The organism is Pseudomonas sp. UTLPPB19802 (assembly GCF_059730225.1).
This window is the reverse complement of record NZ_AP048545.1, coordinates 4,776,571-4,798,247: the sequence shown is the minus strand read 5'-3', so window position 1 is coordinate 4,798,247 and position 21,677 is coordinate 4,776,571. Positions and strand designations below refer to the sequence as shown.

21 protein-coding genes are annotated in these 21,677 nt (G+C 65.6%); 3 read left to right on the top strand and 18 right to left on the bottom strand.

The annotated features are described in order from the left end of the window. Positions 1-25 precede the first annotated feature (25 nt). The 8 genes from AC6I6U_RS20725 to AC6I6U_RS20690 all read right to left on the bottom strand — a co-directional run bounded on the left by AC6I6U_RS20725 (position 26) and on the right by AC6I6U_RS20690 (position 6,029). Positions 26-1,282 (bottom strand): FAD-dependent oxidoreductase, encoded by a 1,257-nt coding sequence (locus tag AC6I6U_RS20725; protein WP_497877893.1) that lies wholly within the window; start codon positions 1,280-1,282, stop codon positions 26-28. After that, positions 1,279-1,515, bottom strand: coding sequence for a (2Fe-2S)-binding protein (locus tag AC6I6U_RS20720; RefSeq protein ID WP_497877892.1), 237 nt, complete (start codon positions 1,513-1,515; stop codon positions 1,279-1,281). The genes AC6I6U_RS20725 and AC6I6U_RS20720 overlap by 4 nt, the downstream gene beginning before the upstream one ends. Further along, positions 1,508-2,623 (bottom strand): NAD(P)/FAD-dependent oxidoreductase, encoded by a 1,116-nt coding sequence (locus AC6I6U_RS20715; protein WP_497877891.1) that lies wholly within the window; start codon positions 2,621-2,623, stop codon positions 1,508-1,510. Before AC6I6U_RS20715 ends, AC6I6U_RS20720 begins: the two co-directional genes overlap by 8 nt. Beyond that, positions 2,620-3,552 carry a 4-hydroxyproline epimerase gene (locus AC6I6U_RS20710; RefSeq protein WP_497877890.1) on the bottom strand — a complete coding sequence of 311 codons (933 nt, stop codon included), beginning with the start codon at positions 3,550-3,552 and terminating at the stop codon, positions 2,620-2,622. The genes AC6I6U_RS20715 and AC6I6U_RS20710 overlap by 4 nt, the downstream gene beginning before the upstream one ends. A 109-nt stretch (positions 3,553-3,661) precedes the next feature. Beyond that, complete coding sequence (locus AC6I6U_RS20705; protein ID WP_497877889.1) at positions 3,662-4,333, bottom strand: GntR family transcriptional regulator; 672 nt, start codon at positions 4,331-4,333, stop codon at positions 3,662-3,664. A 94-nt stretch (positions 4,334-4,427) separates the two neighbouring features. Beyond that, complete coding sequence (locus AC6I6U_RS20700; protein WP_497877888.1) at positions 4,428-4,832, bottom strand: DUF2442 domain-containing protein; 405 nt, start codon at positions 4,830-4,832, stop codon at positions 4,428-4,430. Further along, on the bottom strand, positions 4,819-5,070 hold the full coding sequence (locus tag AC6I6U_RS20695; protein WP_497877887.1) for a DUF4160 domain-containing protein: 252 nt from the start codon (positions 5,068-5,070) through the stop codon (positions 4,819-4,821). Before AC6I6U_RS20695 ends, AC6I6U_RS20700 begins: the two co-directional genes overlap by 14 nt. 170 nt (positions 5,071-5,240) lie before the next feature. After that, positions 5,241-6,029 carry an N-acetylmuramoyl-L-alanine amidase-like domain-containing protein gene (locus AC6I6U_RS20690; RefSeq protein ID WP_497877886.1) on the bottom strand — a complete coding sequence of 263 codons (789 nt, stop codon included), beginning with the start codon at positions 6,027-6,029 and terminating at the stop codon, positions 5,241-5,243. A gap of 171 nt (positions 6,030-6,200) precedes the next feature. On the opposite strand from AC6I6U_RS20690, the gene AC6I6U_RS20685 reads away from it, so the two are divergent. After that, the gene (locus tag AC6I6U_RS20685) at positions 6,201-7,250 is read left to right on the top strand and encodes a GlxA family transcriptional regulator (protein WP_497877885.1); all 1,050 of its coding nucleotides are present in this window, start codon (positions 6,201-6,203) and stop codon (positions 7,248-7,250) included. 131 nt (positions 7,251-7,381) lie between these two features. After that, positions 7,382-9,103 carry a hydrogenase maturation protein gene (locus tag AC6I6U_RS20680; RefSeq protein WP_497877884.1) on the top strand — a complete coding sequence of 574 codons (1,722 nt, stop codon included), beginning with the start codon at positions 7,382-7,384 and terminating at the stop codon, positions 9,101-9,103. On the opposite strand, the gene AC6I6U_RS20675 is transcribed toward AC6I6U_RS20680, so the two are convergent. The 4 genes from AC6I6U_RS20675 to AC6I6U_RS20660 all read right to left on the bottom strand — a co-directional run bounded on the left by AC6I6U_RS20675 (position 9,100) and on the right by AC6I6U_RS20660 (position 14,064). Further along, positions 9,100-10,143: an ABC transporter ATP-binding protein gene (locus AC6I6U_RS20675; protein WP_497877883.1), complete on the bottom strand. Its 1,044-nt coding sequence runs from the start codon at positions 10,141-10,143 to the stop codon at positions 9,100-9,102. The two genes, AC6I6U_RS20680 and AC6I6U_RS20675, sit on opposite strands and share 4 nt — an antisense overlap. Then, a complete protein-coding gene (locus tag AC6I6U_RS20670) occupies positions 10,140-11,750 on the bottom strand; it encodes an ABC transporter permease (protein ID WP_497883071.1) in 1,611 nt (536 codons plus the stop codon). The genes AC6I6U_RS20675 and AC6I6U_RS20670 overlap by 4 nt, the downstream gene beginning before the upstream one ends. Before the next feature lie 3 nt (positions 11,751-11,753). Continuing rightward, complete coding sequence (locus AC6I6U_RS20665) at positions 11,754-12,770, bottom strand: iron ABC transporter substrate-binding protein (protein ID WP_497877882.1); 1,017 nt, start codon at positions 12,768-12,770, stop codon at positions 11,754-11,756. A 217-nt stretch (positions 12,771-12,987) separates the two neighbouring features. Continuing rightward, entirely contained in the window at positions 12,988-14,064 is a 1,077-nt protein-coding gene (locus AC6I6U_RS20660; RefSeq protein WP_497877881.1) for an AbrB family transcriptional regulator, read from the bottom strand. Positions 14,065-14,195: 131 nt separating this feature from the next. On the opposite strand from AC6I6U_RS20660, the gene AC6I6U_RS20655 reads away from it, so the two are divergent. Beyond that, positions 14,196-15,098, top strand: coding sequence for a LysR family transcriptional regulator (locus AC6I6U_RS20655; protein ID WP_497877880.1), 903 nt, complete (start codon positions 14,196-14,198; stop codon positions 15,096-15,098). Between the two features lie 102 nt (positions 15,099-15,200). On the opposite strand, the gene AC6I6U_RS20650 is transcribed toward AC6I6U_RS20655, so the two are convergent. Genes AC6I6U_RS20650 through AC6I6U_RS20625 form a run of 6 tightly spaced genes read right to left on the bottom strand, consistent with a single transcriptional unit; the run spans position 15,201 to position 21,267 of the window. Then, positions 15,201-15,560 (bottom strand): Na+/H+ antiporter subunit G, encoded by a 360-nt coding sequence (locus AC6I6U_RS20650; RefSeq protein ID WP_497877879.1) that lies wholly within the window; start codon positions 15,558-15,560, stop codon positions 15,201-15,203. Beyond that, positions 15,557-15,835 carry a K+/H+ antiporter subunit F gene (locus AC6I6U_RS20645; protein WP_497877878.1) on the bottom strand — a complete coding sequence of 93 codons (279 nt, stop codon included), beginning with the start codon at positions 15,833-15,835 and terminating at the stop codon, positions 15,557-15,559. The genes AC6I6U_RS20650 and AC6I6U_RS20645 overlap by 4 nt, the downstream gene beginning before the upstream one ends. Then, positions 15,832-16,320, bottom strand: coding sequence for a Na+/H+ antiporter subunit E (locus tag AC6I6U_RS20640; protein WP_497877877.1), 489 nt, complete (start codon positions 16,318-16,320; stop codon positions 15,832-15,834). Before AC6I6U_RS20640 ends, AC6I6U_RS20645 begins: the two co-directional genes overlap by 4 nt. Further along, on the bottom strand, positions 16,317-17,996 hold the full coding sequence (locus AC6I6U_RS20635) for a monovalent cation/H+ antiporter subunit D (RefSeq protein ID WP_497877876.1): 1,680 nt from the start codon (positions 17,994-17,996) through the stop codon (positions 16,317-16,319). Before AC6I6U_RS20635 ends, AC6I6U_RS20640 begins: the two co-directional genes overlap by 4 nt. Next, a complete protein-coding gene (locus AC6I6U_RS20630; RefSeq protein WP_007986256.1) occupies positions 17,993-18,337 on the bottom strand; it encodes a Na+/H+ antiporter subunit C in 345 nt (114 codons plus the stop codon). Before AC6I6U_RS20630 ends, AC6I6U_RS20635 begins: the two co-directional genes overlap by 4 nt. Further along, positions 18,337-21,267, bottom strand: coding sequence for a monovalent cation/H+ antiporter subunit A (locus tag AC6I6U_RS20625; protein WP_497877875.1), 2,931 nt, complete (start codon positions 21,265-21,267; stop codon positions 18,337-18,339). The genes AC6I6U_RS20630 and AC6I6U_RS20625 overlap by 1 nt, the downstream gene beginning before the upstream one ends. Between the last annotated feature and the right edge of the window lie 410 nt (positions 21,268-21,677).

The window sequence follows — 21,677 nt, the reverse complement described above, 5'->3', positions numbered from 1 at the left end:
GTTGCCGAAAGTCCTGCGCCGCGGTTCATGCCGGTGGGGTGTCGTCCAGGCACAACAGGGTGTCGATCCGTGCTGGACTGAACGGTGGCCGTGGCGCCACGGGCTGCCAGCCGAACAGGTGCGCGGTGGCACCGCCGCACACGCGTCCCTGGCAGGCGCCCATGCCGCAGCGGCTGGCCAGCTTGGCCTCGCGCCAGTCGCGGTGGCCGAGCAGGGCGGCGTAGGTGACGTCTTCGCAACGGCAGACGAGAGTGTCCGGTTCGGCCAGGGACTTGAGCCGTGGATCGAGGGCAAAGGCCTTGTTCAGGCTATGGGCGAAACCCCGCCAGCGCGCCCGGCGCGACCACAGGGCGCGAGCGGCTTCCTGTTCGCCAACCGCCGCATGGCCGGCGATCGCGCCCTCGACCAGGGCCAGTTCGCTGCCGCCGAAACCGGTGCACTCGCCGGCGGCGTAATGGTCGGCCAGGCTGGTGGCCTGCCACTCGTCGACGGCAATGGTTTGGCCAGCGAGGGCGCACCCCAGGGCCTGGCCGAGCTGGGTGTTGGGGATCAGGCCGAAGCCGCAGGCCAGTCGATCGCATGCCAGTTCGACGATCTTGCCTCGCTGCTGCAGGCGTACGCCTTCCAGGCGGTCGCTACCGAAAGCGGCGAGTACATGGGTGTCGGTGCGGTAGTGACGGTCGAACAGGCCGAAGGCTTGCAGCCATTTGTGCGGCCAGCGCGGCAATTGCGCAGCGAAGCCGGCGACGGCGGCGTCTGGGGCTTGCTCGGCAATCCGCAGAATCTGCGCCCCGGCCTGCCGCGCGGTGGCGGCGCTGGCCAGCAGCAACGGGCCGCTCCCGGCGATCACCAGGCGTTCATCGCTCACCGGCAGGCCGCCCTTGATCAACGCCTGGAGGCCTCCAGCACCGGTGACGCCGGGCAGGGTCCAGCCAGGGAAGGGTAGCAGCAGTTCGCGGGCACCGGTGCAGAGAATCAGTTTGTCGTAGCGGATCTGCCAGCCGCGTTGCGGGTCTTCGAGCAGCAGTTGTTTCGAACCGCTCTGGGCGATGACTCGAGTGGCGGGGTAGTGGCGCACATTGGCGCAGTCCTGTAGGCGCTGGCGCAACTGACGGGCCAGGGGTGGCAGCTTGGCCTGTGGCCCGTCGCGCCAGATCTGCCCGCCGGCCAGCGGGTTGTCGTCGATCAGGGTGATGCGCGCACCGCTTGGCGCGGCGGCGAGGGCTGCGGCGATACCGGCGGGGCCGGCGCCGATGATCAGCAGGTCGGTGGCTTCGATCATGGCCGGGTCTCCACGCGCATGCCGTCCTGGCACAAGGTCTGGCAGGCCAGGCGGCGATAGCCGTCGATACTGACTCGACACTCCTGGCAGATACCCATGCCGCAGAGCGGCGCGCGGCGGCGACCGCTGACCGAGGTCCGGCTGCAACCGTCACCGCCCAGGGCCAACGCAGCGGCCACGGTAGTGCCTTCGGCGACGCGCAGGGCGCGACCGTCCAGTATCAGTTCAGGCATGGGACGAGACTCCAGGAAAGCGCTGGGGCAGGTAGGCGGCGGTATCGAGCGGCGGCGTTTCGTTGAACAGCTGCGCGACCAGCAGATCGGCAGTGCCGGGCGCCGTGGTGACGCCCAGCCCTTCATGGCCGACAGCCAGCCACAGGCCCTTGCGCTGCGGATGTTCACCCACCAGCGGCAGACCATCGGGACTCGCGGCGCGCAGGCCGGTCCAGGCGCGGATCGCGTTGAGTCGGGCCAGGCCTGGCAGGTACTCGACGGCACGCTTGAGCATCTTCGCCAGCATCCAGCTTTCGACTGTGAGGTCACGGGTGCCGAACTGCCGCGAGGCACCGATGAACAACTGGCCGGTCGGTCGTGGCTGGATGTTGCAGGCGGTGGACGGGCCCTTGGCGTTGTGGGCGCTGGTGACATAGCCCAGCTCGACCAGGGTGTGGGTGACGCTGCCGGGATAGCGGTCGGTGATCAGCAGGTGGCCTTTCTTCGGTTCGATGGGCAGTTCCGGGCATAGCTCATCGGCCTGCACGCCGTTGGCCAGGACCACGGCGTTGGCGGCGAGCCAGTGGCAGTTGTCGAGCCGTACGCGGTTGCCGTCGACTTCGCAGACCCGCGCCCGACGCTGACGAATGCCCGGGGTTTCCAGCATCCAGCGGGCGGTAGCCGGCGCATAGAGAATGCCGTCGCCGTGGATCAGCAGGCCGCCCTCGAGTCCTTCGCGCAGTTGCGGTTCGCGCTCGTGCAGGGCCTGGCCGTTGAGCAGTTCGCAGGCGATGCCGTGGGCCTGCAGGTTGTGGTATTTGCATTCGGCGACCATCATTTCCTCGACATTGGCGGCGATCCACAACGTGCCGTTGCTGCGATAGGCGCACTGCTGCGGCAGGTCGGCGGCGTGTTCACGCCAGCGTTGTACCGAGTATTGGCTCAGCGCCAGCTCCGCCGGATTGTCATCGAGTACCAGCAGATGGCCCATGCCCGCCGCCGTGGCACCGGGCAGGCCGGCGTCCACCACCAGCACGTCGAGGCCACGGCGGGCCAGGGCCTGGGCACAGGCGGCGCCGACGATACCGGCACCGATCACGATCACGTCGGCCACCGCGCCTTCGTTCACAGGCGGATGCCCCAGGCGAACGGATCATCCTGTTCGAGGATCAGCGTCGCTTCGGCGCTGATATGCGCGCGCCCACGGATGGTCGGCACGATACGTTCGCCAGCGGCCTCGTAGGAACCTTCGAATTCGCTGCCGATGACACTCGCCTGGCGCCAGATCTGCCCTGGTTGCAGCTTGCCATCCGCGGCCAGGCACGCCAGCTTGGCGCTGGTACCGGTGCCGCAGGGCGAGCGGTCGTAGGCCTTGCCGGGGCAGAGGACGAAGTTGCGGCTATCGGCGCGGGCGTCGTCGGCGAACAGTTCGATGTGGTCGATCAGGCCGCCGTCCTCGCCGCGGATACCCTGTCGTTCCAGTGCCTGCTGCACGGCGAAAGTGTAGGCGGTGAGCGCATTGAGGTTGTTGCTGGCGACGTCGAGACCATGCTCGGCGATCAGGAAGAACCAGTTGCCACCCCAGGCGATATCACCGATCACCTGGCCGATGCCTTGCACCTCCAGTGTCACTGCCCGGCGGTAACGGTAGGACGGCACATTGCGCACGCTGACCGAGCGGTCCTCGTGCAAGGTGGCGTGCACCGTACCGACCGGGGTTTCGAACGCGTGGGTGCCGGGGCCGATCTTGCCCAGGTGGGCGAGGGAGGCCACCAGGCCGATGGTGCCGTGGCCGCACATGCCCAGGTAGCCGGTGTTGTTGAAGAAGATCACGCCGGCACAGGCCTGTGGGTCCACCGGCTCGCAGAGCAGGGCGCCGACCAGCACGTCGCTGCCGCGCGGTTCGAGTACGCAGGCGGCCCGCCAGGCATCGTACTGCTCGGCCAGGCGCTGGCGGCGTTCGGCCATGCTGCCGCGACCGAGGTCGGGGAAACCGGCGGTCACCAGGCGGGTCGGTTCGCCGCCGGTATGAGAGTCGATCACGCTGATACGTTGCATGGCAGGCCACTGTCGAATGAAGGAGTTCGCAGAGTGGCCTGGGCGAGGGCTGTCCGGCTTGATGCTTTTACCGGGCCCTCATGACGAAATCAGCACAATGGCTTTCGCCTCAATGTGAGCGGGGCAGGTGTTCGAGCAGGGTCGCGCAGACGCCGGCGATGTGTTCGTCGAGCAGTTTCACCGCCCGCTCGACATCGCGAGCCCGACAGGCCTCGATGATCTCGCGGTGTTCGTGATCGGCGCGCTCCTTGCCGGCGCAAAGGCTCATCTGCATGCGCAGGTAGCGTTCCAGCTTGTCGTTGACCGAACGGATCATGCCCACCAGGAAAGGCCGTTGCGCCGGCTCGTAGAGGCAGGCGTGCAGTTCCCAGTTGAGTTCGGCCCAGCGGCCGACGTCGTTCTCGCCGACGAACTCCTGGCAGATACGCTCGGCCTTGGCGAAGGTGCTTTCGGTCATGTTCGGGATGGCCAGGCGCAGCACCTTGTCCTCGAGCAGCATGCGCACCTCGAACATCTGTGCCAGTTCCAGCTCGGAGAGGCGCGTGACCATCGCCCCCCGGTTGCGCTGGAACATCACCAGCCCCTCGGCCTCCAGCCGCTTGAGCGCCTCGCGCACGGGGATCTTGCTGACATTGAACTGGCGGGCGATTTCGTCCTGGCGAATCGGTTCGTCCTCGGCGAAGTTGCCGGCGACGATCGCATCGCGCAGGTGCCGGGTGATGATCTCCGAGGTGGAGGGCGCGTTGCCCAGGTCCGGCAGGTTGAGTTTCGGTAGGCTCACGGCGCGATCATTCGAGGGGGATGGAAAGGATATGGTATACAAAAAACGTTTTGTTTTCCCTTCCTGCCGACGAGGTGAGGCGCCTTGGCGTGATTCAGATGGCCGGGCGCTTGCGCGGGCGACCGCCCAGCTTGCCGTTCTCGCGGGCGGCCCTGGACTTGGCCTCGGTTGAGCGCGAGCCGCCTTTCTTGCCCAACTGGCCGGCCATCCACGAAGCGCTGCCCAGTACGCCGTGGATCAGCGCCGGCAGATGCAGGTCGACATCCAGCTCCGGAAAGTGCAGCCCCTGGCCGCTCGGGCTGATGTCGATCTGCGCCAGTTGCGCAGGCTTGGCCTCGACCAGCCCCTGGGCCAGCCGCGGCGGGAATGACAGGCTTACCCCGGAGTCGAGGCGGATCACCACGCAATCGGCTGCAGCATCGTAATGGACCTCTTGCGCGCGAGGCGCCTTGGGTTGAGGGGCATTCGCCTGCTTGAATTCAAGTTCAGTCAAAGTCACCGTGGATCTCCTTCCACTGCTGGCATTGATAGGCCAGGTCTTCGTTCAATAGTGCGCACAGAAGCTTGAGCCTGCGGTAGGAAAAACCGTAATTGCTCCGCAGTTGCGGCGGACCCTCGGGGCACCGCAGATGGAACACCGCTTCGTGCTCCCAGTTCATGACATGCACGTGGCAGGGCCGGTGGTCGTTGGAGTAGATCACTACCCGGACATCGTCGAATCGCGCTGTCGTCACCATGATTTGAGATTAACCCATCCGTTTAGGTTTAAGGGAAATTGCCGACGTGTGGCAGCTTCCCGCTGACATTCCCTGTCGGCAGGTTCAAGGGTAGACGGGCAGGGTATTACGGCCTTGTCACAGGTATTTCCCGATATATGTAACGACAGCTTTCGAGGCGGACGGAGAGCCTACAGCGCTCGTAGCACCACGATCCCCGGAGTCTTCTTCACATAGGCGAGGAAAGGCGAGTCGATGACCTGGTAATGGCTCGACTGGGCGGAGGCATTGCGCAGTACCGGGCCCTTGTCGGTCATGATGAAGATGCCGGTGTGGGTCACGTCCAGGCCTTCGGCGGGTGTGTAGATGCCGATGTAGTCGCCGGTACGTAGGCGGGAAATGACGGCATCGTCGACGCGTTGGCTGGGAATGTAGCTGATGGCACGGGCCACCTCGGTGCTCGAACTGCCGCCCGCCGGGGTCTTGAGTACCTTGGTGACGGTGGTGGCGTCCGGGCTGGTTTCGCGGGTCACATCGCGGGCGTTGAGCGGCGTGGCGTGGGCCCAGTCGGTGAAGAAATGCTTGCGGTTGAGGTAGCTGACGTCGCCGTGTTCGTAACGGGTACGGACCACGTTCTCGATGAAGCGCGGCAGGTTGTCGGACTTGCGCAGGGCTTCGACGTAATCCAGGTAGGTGAAACAATCCAGGCCGCGGAAATCAATGACCAGCTTTTCCGCAGAGGTTGGCGAGCCCACCAGCATATGCGGTACATAAGGTGTGCCGAGGAAGCTGGCGGAAATCTCGTCGATGCGCTGCCCTGCTGTCTCTGCCGGGGCGCTGGCCAGGCGAGACTCGATCAGGTTGATCTTGCCCAGGGTGTAGTCGTCCAGCCTGATCGGCGCATTGGCCGTCGCCTGGGTGAAACCGCTCAGCATCAGGCCGATTGCCAGGCCCGACAAGATCGGCAGTATCTTGTTCATACCCTCTCCGAAAGACACCATGGGTGCTGTGCCAGGCGGCATTGTTTTCTCCGGCGTGGCGGCTGTCAAAGAAAACCGCGTAGCGGTCTTGCGAACAGTTTTGATGACGCTGCATGAACGCGATATTCTGCTGCCCACCAGCTTCCCGGTTTCCCTTGAGCATCATCACGCATGTCCGAAACACCGCCAGCGGGGCACCGCCAATTCAGTCGCAGCCTCAAGACCCTGAACCTCGCCTACCTCAACGAGTCGGGCCAGGCTGCCACGCCACCGCCGACGCGGCGGATTGCCTTCGTGCTGCTCGACAACTTCTCGATGATGGCTTTCACCGGTGCACTGGATGGACTGGTCACCGCCAACCTGCTCGGGCGGGCGCCGCTGTATGAAATGAAAACCTTCGGCATCGATCACCTGCAGATCGCCTGCGACCTGGGCATCTCCATCGCCGCCGACGACTGCATCAGCGCCTTGCGCCCGGATGCTGCCGACCTGTTGATCGTTTGCGGTGGTCTGCGCAGCTCGTTGCAGCCGGCCGGCAAATTGGTGGAGAAGCTGCGCCAGTGCGCGCGGGCGTCGATGCAACTGGGCAGCCTGTGGAATGGCTGTTTCCAACTGGCCCACGCCGGCCTGCTGGACGGCCGCTCCTGCACCGTGCACCCGGAGAACCGGGCCGGCCTGATGGAGATCTGCCCGACGGTGCGGCTGTTGCCACAGCCCTATGTGGTCGATGGTGGGCTGATCAGTTGCGCTGGCGCCAACAGCGCCCTGGGCCTGATCCTCAACGTGATTCGCGCCCAGCAGGGTGACGAGCTGGTTCGCGGTATCGAGGCGATCCTCAGCTGTGACCGCAGCGAACAGACCGACAACATGCCGCTGGCTCGGGTCTCCCGTGATCCGCGCCTGCCGGTGGCCTTGCAAAGCCTGCTCGACCTGATGGAAAACAACATCGAGGACCCGCTGGAACTCGACCAGTTGGCGGCTTATGTCAACCTGTCGCGGCGCCAGGTCGACCGGCTGTTCCAGCAGTTCATGCAGAGTTCGCCCAAGCGCTACTACCTGGAACTGCGCCTGACCCGTGGCCGGCAGTTGCTGCTGCAGACCAACGAGTCGGTCATCAACATCGCCACTGCCTGTGGCTTCGTCAGCTCGGCGCACTTCAGCCGCTGCTTCCGCGATTTCTTCGGCCATACCGCCAGCGAAGCCCGCGCTCGTCACCGCTGACGCCTGCACCCCAGGCCTTGACCTCGGTCAAGGCCGACTCCTCACACCGCGCTACTGTAGCCACTCCAGCCGGGCCAGGGATTGCTCGTCGCAGCAATGGGCCCGGTACATGCTCACGGAGGAGGTTAGTCATGCGCTCGTTGAAAATCATTCTGCTGTCCACCGCATTCAACGGTCTTACCCAGCGTGCCTGGCTGGCGTTGCGCGAAGCCGGGCACGAGCCCAGCGTGGTGCTGTTCAGCCACGAAGAAGAGGTCTGCCGGCAGATCGAGGGCAGCGGCGCGCAACTGGTGATCTGCCCGTTTCTCAAGGACCGTGTTCCCGAACAACTTTGGCGTAACACCGAGCGTCCGGTGGTGATCATCCATCCGGGGATCGTCGGCGACCGTGGCGCCAGCGCACTGGACTGGGCCATCACCCGCAAACTTCCGCGCTGGGGCGTGACCGCCCTGCAGGCGGCCGAGGAGATGGACAGCGGCGCAATCTGGGCAACCCGCGAGTTCGACATGCCTGCCCAGGTGCGCAAGTCGCAGCTGTACAACGGGCCGGTGGCGGATGCGGCGTTGATCTGCATACAGGAAGTGGTGGCCAAGTTCGGTACCGACTTCGAGCCGACGCCGCTGGATTACGACGCGCCAGGGGTTCACGGACACCTGCAGCCAAACATGAAGCAGAGCGACCGCAGCTTCAGCTGGCATGACAGCGCCGAGTTCATCAAGCGCCGCATTGATGCCGCCGATGGCCAGCCCGGGGTACTCGCCAGTCTCCAGGGCGAACAGTACTACCTCTACGACGCTCATCTGGATAGCCGCTGCGGAACGCCGGGGCAACTGCTGGCGGTGCACGATGACGCGGTGCTGGTCGCCACCGGCGATCATAGCCTGTGGATCGGCTCGCTGCGGCGCAAGCCCGCCGTCGGTGAGGAAACCTTCAAGCGTCCGGCTCGCCATGTCTTGGCGGGACGCCTGGACCAGGTGCCGACCCTGGACTGGTCGATCAGCACCCATCGGCAGTGCCAGGAGGCCTATCAGCCGATTCGCTATCGCCAGGTGGGTGAGGTCGGCGAACTGACCTTCGATTTCTACAACGGCGCGATGAGTACCGAGCAATGCCGTCGGCTGGTCAGCGCGCTGCGCTGGGCCAGGGCGCAGGACACCAAGGTCCTGGTATTCCGTGGCGGGCAGGGCAGCTTCTCCAACGGTGTGCACCTGAATGTCATCCAGGCGGCCGCCGTGCCGGGGTTGGAAGCCTGGGCGAATATCCGCGCGATCAACGATGTCTGCCGCGAACTGCTGAGCGCCCGGCAACTGGTGGTCAGTGGCCTGACCGGCAGCGCTGGCGCGGGTGGGGTGATGTTGGCGCTGGCGGCGGACGTGGTGTTGGCCCGCGATGGCATCGTGCTCAACCCGCACTACAAAACCATGGGCCTCTACGGTTCCGAATACTGGACCTACAGCCTGCCGCGTGCAGTGGGTGCCGAGCTGGCGCTGCAACTGACCCAGGAGTGCCTGCCGCTCAGTACCACTCAGGCGCTGGCCATGGGCATGCTCCAGGGTATCGGCCCGCGTTGCCCGCAGGCCTTTGGCGAATGGTTGATGGGCGAGGCGCAGCGCCTGGTCGACGAGCCGCACATGGCCCGCGAGGACAAGCAGACGCCGGACCTGGAGGCGATGGAGTACTGCCGCGACCTGGAGCTGGCGCAGATGCAGCAGGACATGGTACAGGACCGTAACGGCTTCGCCGGCAAATGCCGCAACTTCGTGTTGAAACGCAAGGCTTGCGGTACCCCTGAACGCCTGGTCGCCCCCTGGGCCCAGCCGGCCCGCACGGCGACTGGCGTGCTGACCTGCTAATCCAGCACGTGGGCATGGCCGAGGGTCGATACCAGCACCTGGCTGCCGACCCTCGGTGCCAACATGCCGCTGCTGCGGACCAGCAGCGGACGCTTACTGGCGTTGGTCAGTTCCACCGTCAGGGTGCAGGTGTTGCCGCCGAAGTCGCAGTCGGTCACCACGGCCGGGCTGCCCTTGGTCTCACCCTTCCCTGGAATGGCCAACTGCAGTTGCTCGGGGCGCAACATGATCTGTGCCGGGCCATGCAGCCCTTCATCGTTGACCGCAATTTTCCCCAGCTCGCACTCTGCCCAGCCGTCCTCGATTCGCGCCGGCAGGATGACCGCGTCGCCGAGAAACAGCGCGGTGTCCTCGTCCGTCGGGCGTAGATACAGATCCATCGGCGCCCCGGCCTGCACCAGTCGGCCCTGGCGCATCACCGCCAGTTGATCGGCAAACGACAACGCCTCGGCCTGGTCGTGGGTCACCAGGATGGTGGTGACCCCGGCATCCGACAGCAGGCGCGCGACCATTTTGCGCATGGCCGCCCGCAGTCCGGTGTCGAGGGCCGAGAACGGTTCGTCCAGCAGCATCAGCCGTGGACGTTGAGCCAGCGCACGGGCCAGGGCCACCCGCTGTTGCTGGCCGCCGGACAGTTCATGGGGCCAGCGCCGGGCCATCTGTGCATCCAGTGCGACCATTCCCATCAGCTCGGCGATGCGCGGCTGCTTTTCGCTGGACTTGCCTGTGAGGCCGAAGCCGATGTTGTCGGCCACCGTCATGTGCGGGAACAGTGCACCGTCCTGCGGCACATAGCCAATCAGGCGCTGATGGGCCGGGATCGCGGTGTGTGTGTCCACCAGTGGTTGGCCGTCGAGCAGGATGCTGCCCGAATCGGGGAACTCGAAGCCGGCGATCATCCGCAGCAGCGTGGTCTTGCCCGAGCCCGAGGGGCCGACGATTGCCGTGCGGCTGCCGGTGGCGATCGACAGGTTGATGTTTTCCAGGGCCGGTTGCGCGCCGAAGGACTTGTAGAGCGAGTTGAGTTCCAGAGCGTTCATCGGCCCGCCGTGCGTTTGGATTGGTGGTAGAGAAGCCCGGTCAGCGGCAGCGACAGCAGGATCATGATCAGCGCATAGGGCGCGGCGCCAGCGTAGTCGATTTCGCTGGTCAGGGCCCAGAAGCCGGTGGCCAGGGTGCGCGTGCCGTTGGGGGCCAACAGCAGGGTCGCGGTCAGCTCGTTGACCACGGCCAGGAACACCAGCGCGGCACCGGCAGCGGCACCCGGTGCAGCGAGGCGCAGGGTGATCAGCCAAAGGGCCCGCGCCGGCGAGCGGCCCAGGCTCTGGGCGATATTCTCCAGTTCCACCGGGGCCTGGGCGATGCCGGCACGCAGGCTGACCAGGGCCCGCGGCATGAACATCAGCAGGTAGGCCAGCAGCACGGTGATCGAGGTCTGGTAGATCGGCCGGGCGAAGTGGATGGTCACGGTGACCAGCGCCAACGCGACGACGATGCCGGGCAGCGAACTGGTGATGTAGTTGCAGCTTTCCAGCAGGCGGTGCAGGCGGCCAGGGGAGCGAATCGACAACCAGGCCACCGGCACCGCGGCGCAGGTGGTCAGCAGCGCGCCGGTAGTCCCGAGCAGCAGCGTCTGTTGCAACGCCGGCCACAGCTCATCGGCTTGCCAGACCTCTGCGCCTCCCGTGAGCAGCCAGTTGCCCAGGGTGATCAACGGCACTCCGAGGGCCAGTGCACTGGTGAGCAGTGTCAGGCCCAGGCCCAGCAGCTTGCCGCCAGGACCGAGTGACACCGTGCGTTGCTGGCGAGCACTGCCGGAACCGATCCTGGCATAGCGAGCCTTGCCACGGGCGGCCGATTCGACAGTCAGCAGCCCCAGGCAGCACAGCGCCAGCAGGCCGGCGAGGGTATGGGCCGCCGGGCCGCTGAAGGTCGACTTGAACTGGTCGAAAATCGCCGTGGTGAAGGTGTCGAAACGGATCATCGCGTAGAGACCGTATTCAGCCAGCAGGTGCAGACCGACCAGCAGCGAACCGCCGCAGATCGCCAGCCGCAATTGCGGCAGCACGATGCGCACGAACACCGCCCAGGGCTTGAGCCCCAAGGACTCGCCAACGTCCTCGATGGCCGGGTCCAGGCGCCGCAGGGTCGCGGCGATCGGCAGGTAGAGGAACGGGAAATAGGCGACCACTGAAACCAGTACGCCGCCACCAAGGCCGTGGATCGACGGCACCAGGCTGACCCAGGCGTAGCTGTGGACGAACGCCGGTACCGCCAGCGGTGCGGTGGCCAGTAACGACCAGGGACGCCGGCCGGGCAGGTCGGTGCGTTCGGTCAGCCAGGCCAGCGCCAGGCCCAGGGCCATGCACAGGGGCAGGGTGATGACGCTCAGCAACAGGGTGTTGACCGCCAGCTCCGCCACCCGTGGGCGCCATACCAGTTCCAGCAGGGTGCTCCAGCCGGTCTGCCAGGTCGAAAGGATGACGAAGGCGATGGGCAGCAAGGCCAGCAGGGACATCAGCAACGACAGCCCGACGATCCAGGGGCTGGTCTGGCGCCCGAAGAATTTTCTGGTTCGCCCATGCGAAAGCGCCGCAGGCGCGTGAGCGACTGCGGCGGGGTCCAGGGGGAGGTTGGACTCTGGGATCAATTACAGGATTCCGGCCTGGGTCATCAGGACCACGGCCTTCTTGCTGTCGAGTTTCGATACGTCGACCTTAGGTGCGTCGAGATCCTTGAGCGGTACCAGCTTCGCATTGGAGTCGGCTCCGACGCCGACGGCATATTCGAAGGAGGTGCCGTCGCGCAGCACGGCCTGGCCGCCCTTGCTGGTGACCCACTTGAGGAACGCCTGGGCTTCTTCCTGGTGTTTGCTGGACTTGAGTACGCCGCCGCCGGAGAGGCTGACGAAGGCGCCCGGATCCTGGTGCTTGAAGTAGTGCAGCGAGGTGTTCCTGCTGTTCTCGCCAGTCTTGGCCTGGTCGCCGAAGCTGTAGTAGTGGTAGATCACGCCGCTTTCCACTTGACCGGCATTGACGGCCTTGAGTACGGCGCTGTTGCCGCGATAGATCGAGGCGTTGGTCTTCATCGCCTTCAGCCAGTCGAGGGTGGCGGCTTCGCCCTTGAGTGCCAGCACGGCGGCAACGATGGCCTGGAAGTCGGCACCGGCAGGCGAGGCGGCCCAGCGGCCTTTCCACTCGGGCTTGGCCAGGTCGAGTAGCGACTTGGGCAGTTGTGCCTCGGTCAGCTTGTCCTTGTTGTAGACGAACACGGTGGAGCGGGCGGCAATGCCAACCCAGTTACCGTGGGCCGAGCGGTAGGCGGCACCTACCTGTTCCAGGGTGGTGGGTGCAACCGGGGCGAACAACTTGGCGTTGTCCACCAGTACCATGGCCGGCGAGTTTTCGGTGAGGAACACGTCAGCCGGCGACTTGTCGCCTTCCTGGACGAGCTGGTTGCCCATCTCGGTGTCGTCGCCGTTGCGCAGGGTTACCTTGATCCCGGTCTCCCGGGTGAAACCCTCGGCCCAGGCCTTGGTCAGGCTTTCGTGCTGGGCGTTGTAGACCACGATGCCCTCGGCGCTGGGGGCCGCGTAGGCGTAGCCAGCACCGAACAGGGCAGTGGCCAGCAGGGTGATTCTGAACAGCGAAGGGCAACGGGAAATCATCGGGTGCAAGCTCCTGCGGTCTTTGGGGAAGTGCGGGGAGCGGGCACGAGGCAACTGCCGCCCCATCGCCGCTCCGGTTAAACAATAGGAATCATTCGCATGTTTGTCCGGGCGGGAATGTAGAGCGGCAGATGAGAAAAAAACGTCAAATAAATCGTTAAGCGGTGTTGTTTCAGGCAGCAGGACGGGGCATGTGCAACCTCGCGTTGTACGGCTATCAGTCCTGGCGCGCGAAGCGGATCACCAGGCGGGCGAAGTAGGCGCCGGTGAAGATCACCGCCAGCAGGCGCAGGGTTTGCATTGCCAGCACCAGGCCGACGTCGGAGTGGGTGTCGACGGCGATGATCGCCATGGTGTCCAGGCCGCCAGGGCTGGTTGCCAGGTAGACCGAGAGGAAGTCCCGGCCCAGCCATTTCGCCAGCAGCCACGCCGAGGCGGCACACAGGGCTATCAGGCTGATGGCGCTGACCAGCATCGCCGGCAGGCGCTTCCAGACATAGAGCACGGTGGGGCGGTCGAAGCGCAGGCCGACGTAGCAACCGATGGCGCCGTAGGCCGTTGCCAGCAGCCAGGCGGGCAGAGTGATGTGCAGCAGACCGGACAGTTGCAGCGCGCCGCCGATCAGCAAGGGTACGAGCAGGGCGCCGGCCGGTACGCGAGCGCCGAGCAGCACGCCGACCACCACGGTCGCCAGCGTCAGCCCCAGGCTGAGCAGATCCAGGCCGTGCTGGGTCGCTGCAATTGCATGCTGTTCGCTACCGCTGGCCGGTGCTTCGAGTACATGGCTGACCAGCGCACCGATCACCACCACGCAGACCACTCGCACGTATTGCATGGTGGCTACCACCCGGCCGTCGGCACCAAAATCGTCGGCCATCGCGACCATGGCCGAGGCCGCGCCGGGCGAGGTGCCCCAGGCGGCGGTGCTGGCCTGGATACCGCCGAAACGGACCATCGCCAGGCCGACCAGGGAACTCAGGGCCACCGTCAGGACCGTGGCGAACAGCATCAGGTGCCAGGAGTCGGCCATCGCCTCGATCACGGCCAGGGTCATCGAATGGGCAGCCAGCAGGCCGATGCAGCCCTGGCCGAGGCGGAAGGCCTGGCGATGGATGCGGATACGGGCGCCGCTGACGCCAAAGCCGATCGCCACCAGCATGGGGCCGATGAATTGACCCGCCGGCAGTTCGAAGTGCTTGAGCAGTTGTCCGGCGCTGCCGGCAAGAACAATCAGCGCCAGCCATTGCAGCGGACGTGGCCAGTGGCCCAGGGAAAAACGCGATGAATCGGACAAAACTCCCTCCAGAGCGCCGGACGCACCAGTTGCAGGGCGTTGAGATCGACGCGATGGGTAAATTATCGATAGCGTAATCAATCAAGTCCAGTTTCTAATTGTCATGAACCTATAACTTTGGTTGATCAATTATGGACCTGCGGGACCTCACCTATTTCGAAACCATCGCCGAGCTGGGGCACCTGGGGCGCGCTGCGCAAAAGCTCAATCGCAGCCAGCCGGCGCTGACCAAGAGCATCCAGCGTCTGGAGGAGTCGTTCGGCACCAAGCTGTTCGAGCGCGAAGGTCGACGCATCAAACTGACACCGGTGGGAGTGCTGCTGCAGCAGCGGGCCGGGCAACTGCAGCAGAACATTGCGGAAACCCACCGCGAGGTGCGCGACTTTGCCAGCGGCGTGCTGGGCAATATCCGCCTGGGTTGTGCGTCGAGCATGGCCGAGTACCTGCTGCCGCAACTGACCGCGACCCTGCTTGAGCGCGCCCCGCAGATCACCCTGAACCTGGTGATCGGCCAGGACACCATGCTGCTCGAGTCCCTGCGTTCCGGACGACTGGACGTGGTGATCTGCCCACGGTTCGACAACGATCCGCAGTTGCTGGCCCATCCACTGTTCGATGACGAGGCGGTGGTGGTCGCCAGCCGCAACCACCCGATCTTCGACGGCCCGATCCGCCTGAGCGAACTGGGGCGCTACCGCTGGGTGCTACCAGCGACCGGCGTCTCGTCCCGCCGCTGGATCGATGGCGTGTTCCTGGCCCGCGACATGCCGCTGCCGTCGGTGCAGATCGAGACCAACACCATTTCCCTGCTGCCACGGCTGATCGGCCAGACCCGGCTGCTGAGCTTTCTGGCGCGCAATACCCTGGAGGACGTGCGCGGGGCGATGCACTTGCGCGAGGTGCCGCTCAAGGAAACCACCATGAAACGTACACTGGTGGCCGCGGTGCGCGACGGCGGCTATCTGTCTCCGGCGGCGCAGAGCCTTCTTGAGCTGCTCAAGAGCGAGGGGCGGAGTTTTTTTGTGGAGCGTTGATAGGGAAGGCTGTACGGGGCCTGGTGGTGTCACTGGCTCGGGGGCGCGTTGCGCCCCAGCGCGGGCAAGCCCGCTCGCCACCGGTGGGCTGGCGATGGCATTTCAGCTGCCGCCTTCGGTACGCCCGCTGCTGACTTCGCCCGGCACATCGTCACCGCTCATGCGCTTGCGGAACAGTCCGGTTCGCGCCAGCAGCAGGGTGGTCACCGGCACGGTGATCGACAGTAGGATCGGGATCAGCCAGGCATGCATCACCGGCTCCGACTTCAGCCCGGAAAAGTACAGGATCGACGCCAGCGCCACGCACCACGCGCCAATGGTCGAAGCCAGTGCCGGCGGGTGCATGCGCTGGAAGAAGTCCTTCATGCGCAACAGGCCGACGGCGCCACAGAGTGTGAACAGGCTGGCGAGTACCAGTAGCAGCGCCACCGGAATCTCGATCCACAGGGATAATTCGCTCATTCGATCACCTCGCCGCGCAGGAGGAACTTGGCCAGGGCAAAGGAGCCGACGAAGCCGAACAGGGCGATCAGCAGCGCCGCCTCGAAGTAGGTGTCACTGGCATAACGGATGCCCAGCACCAGCATCATCAGCATGGCGACGATGTACAGGTAGTCCAGCGCCAGGACCCGGTCCTGTGCCGAGGGGCCCTTGAACAGCCGCACTACGGTCAAGACCAGGGCCACGCTGAAGATGAACAGGCTGAACAGGATCGCGTTGGCGAGCAGGGCGCTCATTCGAAGATCTCCATCAGGGGGCGTTCGTAGGTATCCTTGAAGTGCTGGATAAACGGCGCTTCCTCATCCAGGTCGAACACGTGCAGCAGCAGGATGCTGCGGTCCAGTGCCAGTTCCGACCAGACCGTGCCGGGAATCACCGTGCAGATCATCGACAGCGCGGCCAGGCCGTTGGCGTCGCGCAGGTCCAGCGGTACCTTGATGAACGCCGAGCGCGGCGGCCGGCGGCCGGCGTTTAGCACGCTCCAGGCGACCGCCAGATTGGACACGATGACATCGCGGCCCACCAGCAGGAACAGGCGCAGGATCACCCGTGGCCGGCGGATGCGGATCGGTAGCGGCCGCAGCGGCGCCATCATCAGGGGGGCGAGAAAGCCCAGGGCCGCGCCCAGCAGCAGGTGGCCGGGGCTGACCGAGAGGTTCAGCACCAGCCACAGCAGCCACAGCGCCAGGGACAGCCAGGGGGCAGGGAACAGGCGCTTCATGGCTGTACCTCCTGCGCAACGCTCTTGGCCGATGGGCTCAGCAGGGCGCGGGTCGCCAGTACCGTGCTGATGTAATGCTCGGGGTTGGCCAGGCTGGCAGCCGTGTCCTGGGTATAGCGCAACAGCGGTTCTGCCTTGACGGTCAGCAGGATGCACAGGCCGAGCAGGGCGACGATGGGCAGGCACTCGAACCGGCGCAGGGCCGGCGAGGGGCGATCCGCCGGGCTCCAGAACCGCTGGACACCCATGCGGCTGAAGGCGATCAGCGAGGCCAGGCCGGACACCACCAGCAGCACCACCAGGGCCCAGGCCGCCGGAGTAATCGGTGCTTCCTGGCCGAGCCCGAGGGGATTGAGCAACGCGCTGAGCAGGCTCAGCTTGGCGATGAAGCCCGACAGCGGCGGCATGCCGATGATCAGCAGGGCGCAGGCGATGAAACTCAGGCCGAGGAAGGCCATGGTCCAGGGAATGACCTGGCCGACCACGGCTTTCTGCTCGTCGTCCAGGTTGGTGCCGGGGCGCGGGTGCAGCGACTCCAGCGGCCGGGGCAGCGGGTCGATGTCTTCATCCAGCGGCAGCTCGTTGGCCGAGCGCGAGCGTTCGATCAGCTCGGCGAGCAGGAACAGCGCGCTCATCGCCAGGGTCGAGCTGACCAGGTAGAACAGCGCACCCGCCGTCAGCCCCGGCTGGGCGAAGCCGATCGCCGCGAGCAGGATGCCCGCCGACACCAGGATGCTCAGGCTCGCCATGCGTTCCAGGCGCTGGGCGGCGACGATGCTGATCGCGGCGCAGCCGATGGTCGCCATGCCACCGTAGATCAGCCAGTCGCCGCCGAAATACGCCGAGGCGCCGGCCTGCCCGGAGAACAGTAGGGTCCACAGGCGCAGCAGGGTGTAGACGCCCACCTTCGTCATGATCGCGAACAGGGCCGCCACCGGTGCGCTGGCCGAGGAATAGGCCGGCACCAGCCAGAAGTTCAGCGGCCACATCCCGGCCTTGGCCAGGAACGCCACCGCCAGAATCGCCGCGCCGGCATGCAGCAGGCCGCGGTCGGCTTCCGATACCAGGGGGATCTTCACGGCCAGGTCGGCCATGTTCAGGGTGCCGGTCACGCCGTAGATCAGCGCCGCGCCGATCAGGAACAGCGACGAGGCCAACAGGTTGATCGCGATGTAGTGCAGGCCCGAGGACACCCGCGCCCGTCCGGAGCCATGCAGGATCATGCCGTAGGAGGCCGCCAGCAGCACTTCGAAGAACACGAACAGGTTGAACAGGTCGGCGGTCAGGAAGGCGCCGTAAAGGCCCATCAGCTGGATCTGGAACAGCGCATGGAAGCTGCTGCCGGCCCGGTCCCAGCGGGCCATGGCGAACAGCAGGGCGCAGACGCCGACGATGCCGGTCAGCACCAGCATCAGGGCCGAGAGACGGTCGACCACCAGTACGATGCCGAATGGTGCCTGCCAGTTGCCCGGCAGGTACACGCCGACGGACGCGGGCTCCCCCGACTGCTGGCTCCAGACCAGCAGCCACGCGGAAATGCCCAGGCCCAGCAGGCTCGACGCCAGGTTGAGGCGAGCCTTGAGCGGACGATGTTTCTCGCCGAGCATCAGCATCAGCGCGGCGGTGAGCAACGGCAGCAGGATGGGGGCGACGATCAGGTGCGGTATCAGGTTCATTCCTTGGGCTCCCGACCGTCCACATGGTCGGTGCCGGTCAGGCCCCGCGAGGCCAGCAGGACCACCAGGAACAACGCGGTCATGGCGAAGCTGATGACGATCGCCGTCAGCACCAGCGCCTGGGGCAGCGGGTCGGTGTAGTGCAGCAGGTCCTGGGGCACGCCGTCCTTGATGATCGGCTCCTTGCCGATGAACAGGCTGCCCATGCTGAAGATGAACAGGTTGACCCCATAGGACAACAGGCACAGGCCCATCACCACCTGGAAGGTCCGGGGTCGCAGGATCAGCCAGACGCCGGAGGCGGCGAGTACACCGATGGCAATGGCAATGACTTCTTCCATCAGGCAGTTCCTCCCTTGAGTGCAGGCTTGCCGGGTAATGCGGTCAACTGGCCCGGCCGGTGCGCACGCACCGACTGGTGTGCCAGCGCCGTGAGGATCAGCAGGGTCGAACCGACCACCACCGCGTACACGCCGATGTCGAAGAACAGCGCACTGGCGACATGGATATCGCCCAGCAGCGGCAGGTGCAGGTGCGCGGTATGGGTGGTCAGGAACGGATAACCGAAGGCCATCGCCCCCAGCCCGGTCAGCGTCGCGCACAGCAGGCCGAAGCCCATCCAGCGCAGTGGCCGCAGGCTCATCTGCGCCTCGACCCACTGGGTGCCGGCGACCATGTATTGCAGGATGAACGCCACCGACATCACCAACCCGGCGACGAAGCCGCCACCCGGCTGGTTGTGTCCGCGCATGAACAGGTACATCGAGACCACGAAGGCGATCGGCAGCAGCAGGCGCACCAGCACCGCCGGCACCATCATGAAGCCCAGCGCGGTGTCGCTGGCGCTGCGCGGGTTGACCAGGTCGGTGACCACGTCGCTGGCCAGCAGGCGTTGCTGGTTGGGCAATTGCAGGCTCTCGCGGGGTGGACGGAAGCGGCGCAACAGGGCGAAGATCGCCAGCGCCGTGGCCACCAGCACGGTGACTTCACCGAGGGTATCGAAGCCGCGGAAATCCACCAGCATCACGTTGACCACGTTGCTGCCGCCGCCTTCGGGCAGGGCGCGGCTGAGGTAGAACGAGGAAATGTCGTTCGGCGTCTGGCGGGTGAGCATGGCGTAGGACAGCAACGCCATGCCGCCGCCAACCAGCACCGACAGCAGCAGGTCGCGAAGGCGGCGGATACGCGCCTTGCGCAGGCTGTTGGGCAGCGGCGAGACCTCTTCGATCCGCCGTGGCAGCCAGCGCAGGCCGAGCAGGATCAGCACCGTCGTCACCACCTCGACCACCAGTTGGGTCAGGGCCAGGTCCGGCGCGGAGAACCAGACAAAGGTGATGCAGGTCATCAGGCCGCAAACGCTGACCATGGTCAGGGCCGCCAGCCGGTGGTACTTGGCCTGCCAGGCGGCGCCCAGGGCGCAGGCGATCGCCAGCAGCCAGAGGGTGACGAAGACGATCGAGCCAGGAATCTTCGGCCGATCGCCCCAGCTCAGGGCACTGTGCAGCATCGGGACCAGGCCGGCGACCAGCGCCACCAGCACCAGCATGAACAGTTGCGGTTGCAGGCGCTGGGTGCCGAGCAGGCGGGTCAGGCGCCGGGCGAAGCGCATCTTCATGACCAGCACGGCTTCGAACAGATGCTTGCCGTCGAGGCGGCCCACCAGCGGCGGATGGGCGAAGCGCCCGCGCTTGAGCTGGTTGCGCAGCAGCAGGTAGAGCAGGACGCCGGCGGACATGGCAATCAGGCTCATGACCATCGGCGCATTCAGGCCGTGCCAGATCGCCAGGCTGTACTCGGGCAGGTTGCCACCGACCACCGGCAGCGCGGCGGCCGCGAGAATTGCGCCGACCACCTGGGCCGGGAAGATCCCCACCAGCAGGCAGGTGAACACCAGGAGCTCGACCGGTGCGCGCATCCAGCGTGGCGGTTCATGAGGCGTGTGGGGCAGGTCCTTGGCCGGTGGGCCGAAGAACACATCGACCGTGAAGCGCAGCGAGTAGGCGACGCTGAAGGTACCGGCGATGGTCGCAACGATCGGCAGGGCAAATTCGACCCAGGCGGTGGAATTGATGAACACCGTCTCGGCGAAGAACATTTCCTTGGACAGGAAGCCGTTGAGCAGTGGTACCCCGGCCATCGCGGCGCTGGCGACCATCGCCAGGGTGGCGGTGAACGGAATCAGCTTGACCAGGCCGCTGAGCTTGCGGATATCGCGGGTGCCGCTTTCATGGTCGATGATGCCGGCGGCCATGAACAGCGAGGCCTTGAAGGTGGCGTGGTTGAGAATGTGGAACACCGCGGCCACGGCGGCCAGCGGGCTGTTCAGGCCGAGCAGCAGGGTGATCAGGCCCAGGTGGCTGATGGTCGAGTAGGCCAGCAGGCCCTTGAGGTCGTTCTGGAACATGGCGCAGTAGGCACCGAGCACCAGAGTTGCCGCGCCGGCACCACCGACGATCCAGAACCATTCCTCGCTGCCCGACAGCGACGGCCACAGCCGTGCCAGCAGGAACACCCCGGCCTTGACCATGGTCGCCGAGTGCAGGTAGGCCGATACCGGCGTCGGCGCGGCCATCGCCCGCGGCAGCCAGAAGTGGAAGGGGAACTGTGCGCTCTTGCTCAGGGCGCCGATCAGGACCAGCGGGAGCAGGACTGGATAGAGGGCGTGGGCGCGGATCTTGTCGCCGGCGGCCAGCACCACATCCAGCTCGTAGCTACCGACCACATGGCCGAGCATCATGACTCCCGCCAGCAGGCACAGGCCGCCGGCGCCGGTGACGGTCAGCGCCATGTAGGCGCCACGACGGGCGTCGGAGCGGTGGTGCCAGTAGCCGATCAGCAGAAACGAGAACAGGCTGGTCAGTTCCCAGAAGAACACGATCTGGATCAGGTTGCCGGAAAGTACCAGGCCGAGCATCGCGCCCATGAAGGCCAGGAAGAAGGCGAAGAAGCGCGGCACCGGGTCGTCCGGTGACATGTAGTAGCGGGCGTACAGCGACACCAGCGTACCGATGCCCAGCACCAGCATGGAAAACAGCCAGGCGAAACCGTCCAGGCGCAGGACCAGGTCCAGGCCGAGGCTGGGCAGCCAACTGATGGTCTGGTGAATCACGCCGCCGTGGGCGATCTCGGGGTACAGCAAGGCCATCTGAATCGTTCCTACCAAAGCCACCAGGCCGGCCAGAATGGATTCAGCGTTACGCGCGTTATGGGGCAGCACAGCTGCCAGACAGCTACCTAAAAAAGGCAGAAGCAGTAGAACTATCAGTGACATAGGCTTCTAATCTGCAGGAGTTTGCCAAGGATCATACGTGGCCCGACCGGGATCACCAACCTGGAACCTGTGGCAGAATCCTACAAGGTAGGTCGTAATTTCCTAATGTGCCTATCCTGACTGGACGATTGGGATGTTGCAGTGAGTTGGGGCGTACACCCTATGTGGCGAGCGGGCTCGCCCGCGCTGGGCTGCAAGGCAGCCCTGAGACTAGAGGTCGCGGTGTATCAGGCGGAATGGGTTCTTGGGGGTTGCGGCTGCTATGCAGCCGAGCGCGGGCAAGCCCGCTCGCCACAGAGCCCCTGCTTCACAGAAGCCCTGCATCACAGAGCCCCTGACTCACAGAAGCCTTGAATCACAGAGGCCCTGCCTCACAGAAGTCTGTTCAGCCTGGAGGGATGTTCTCCTGT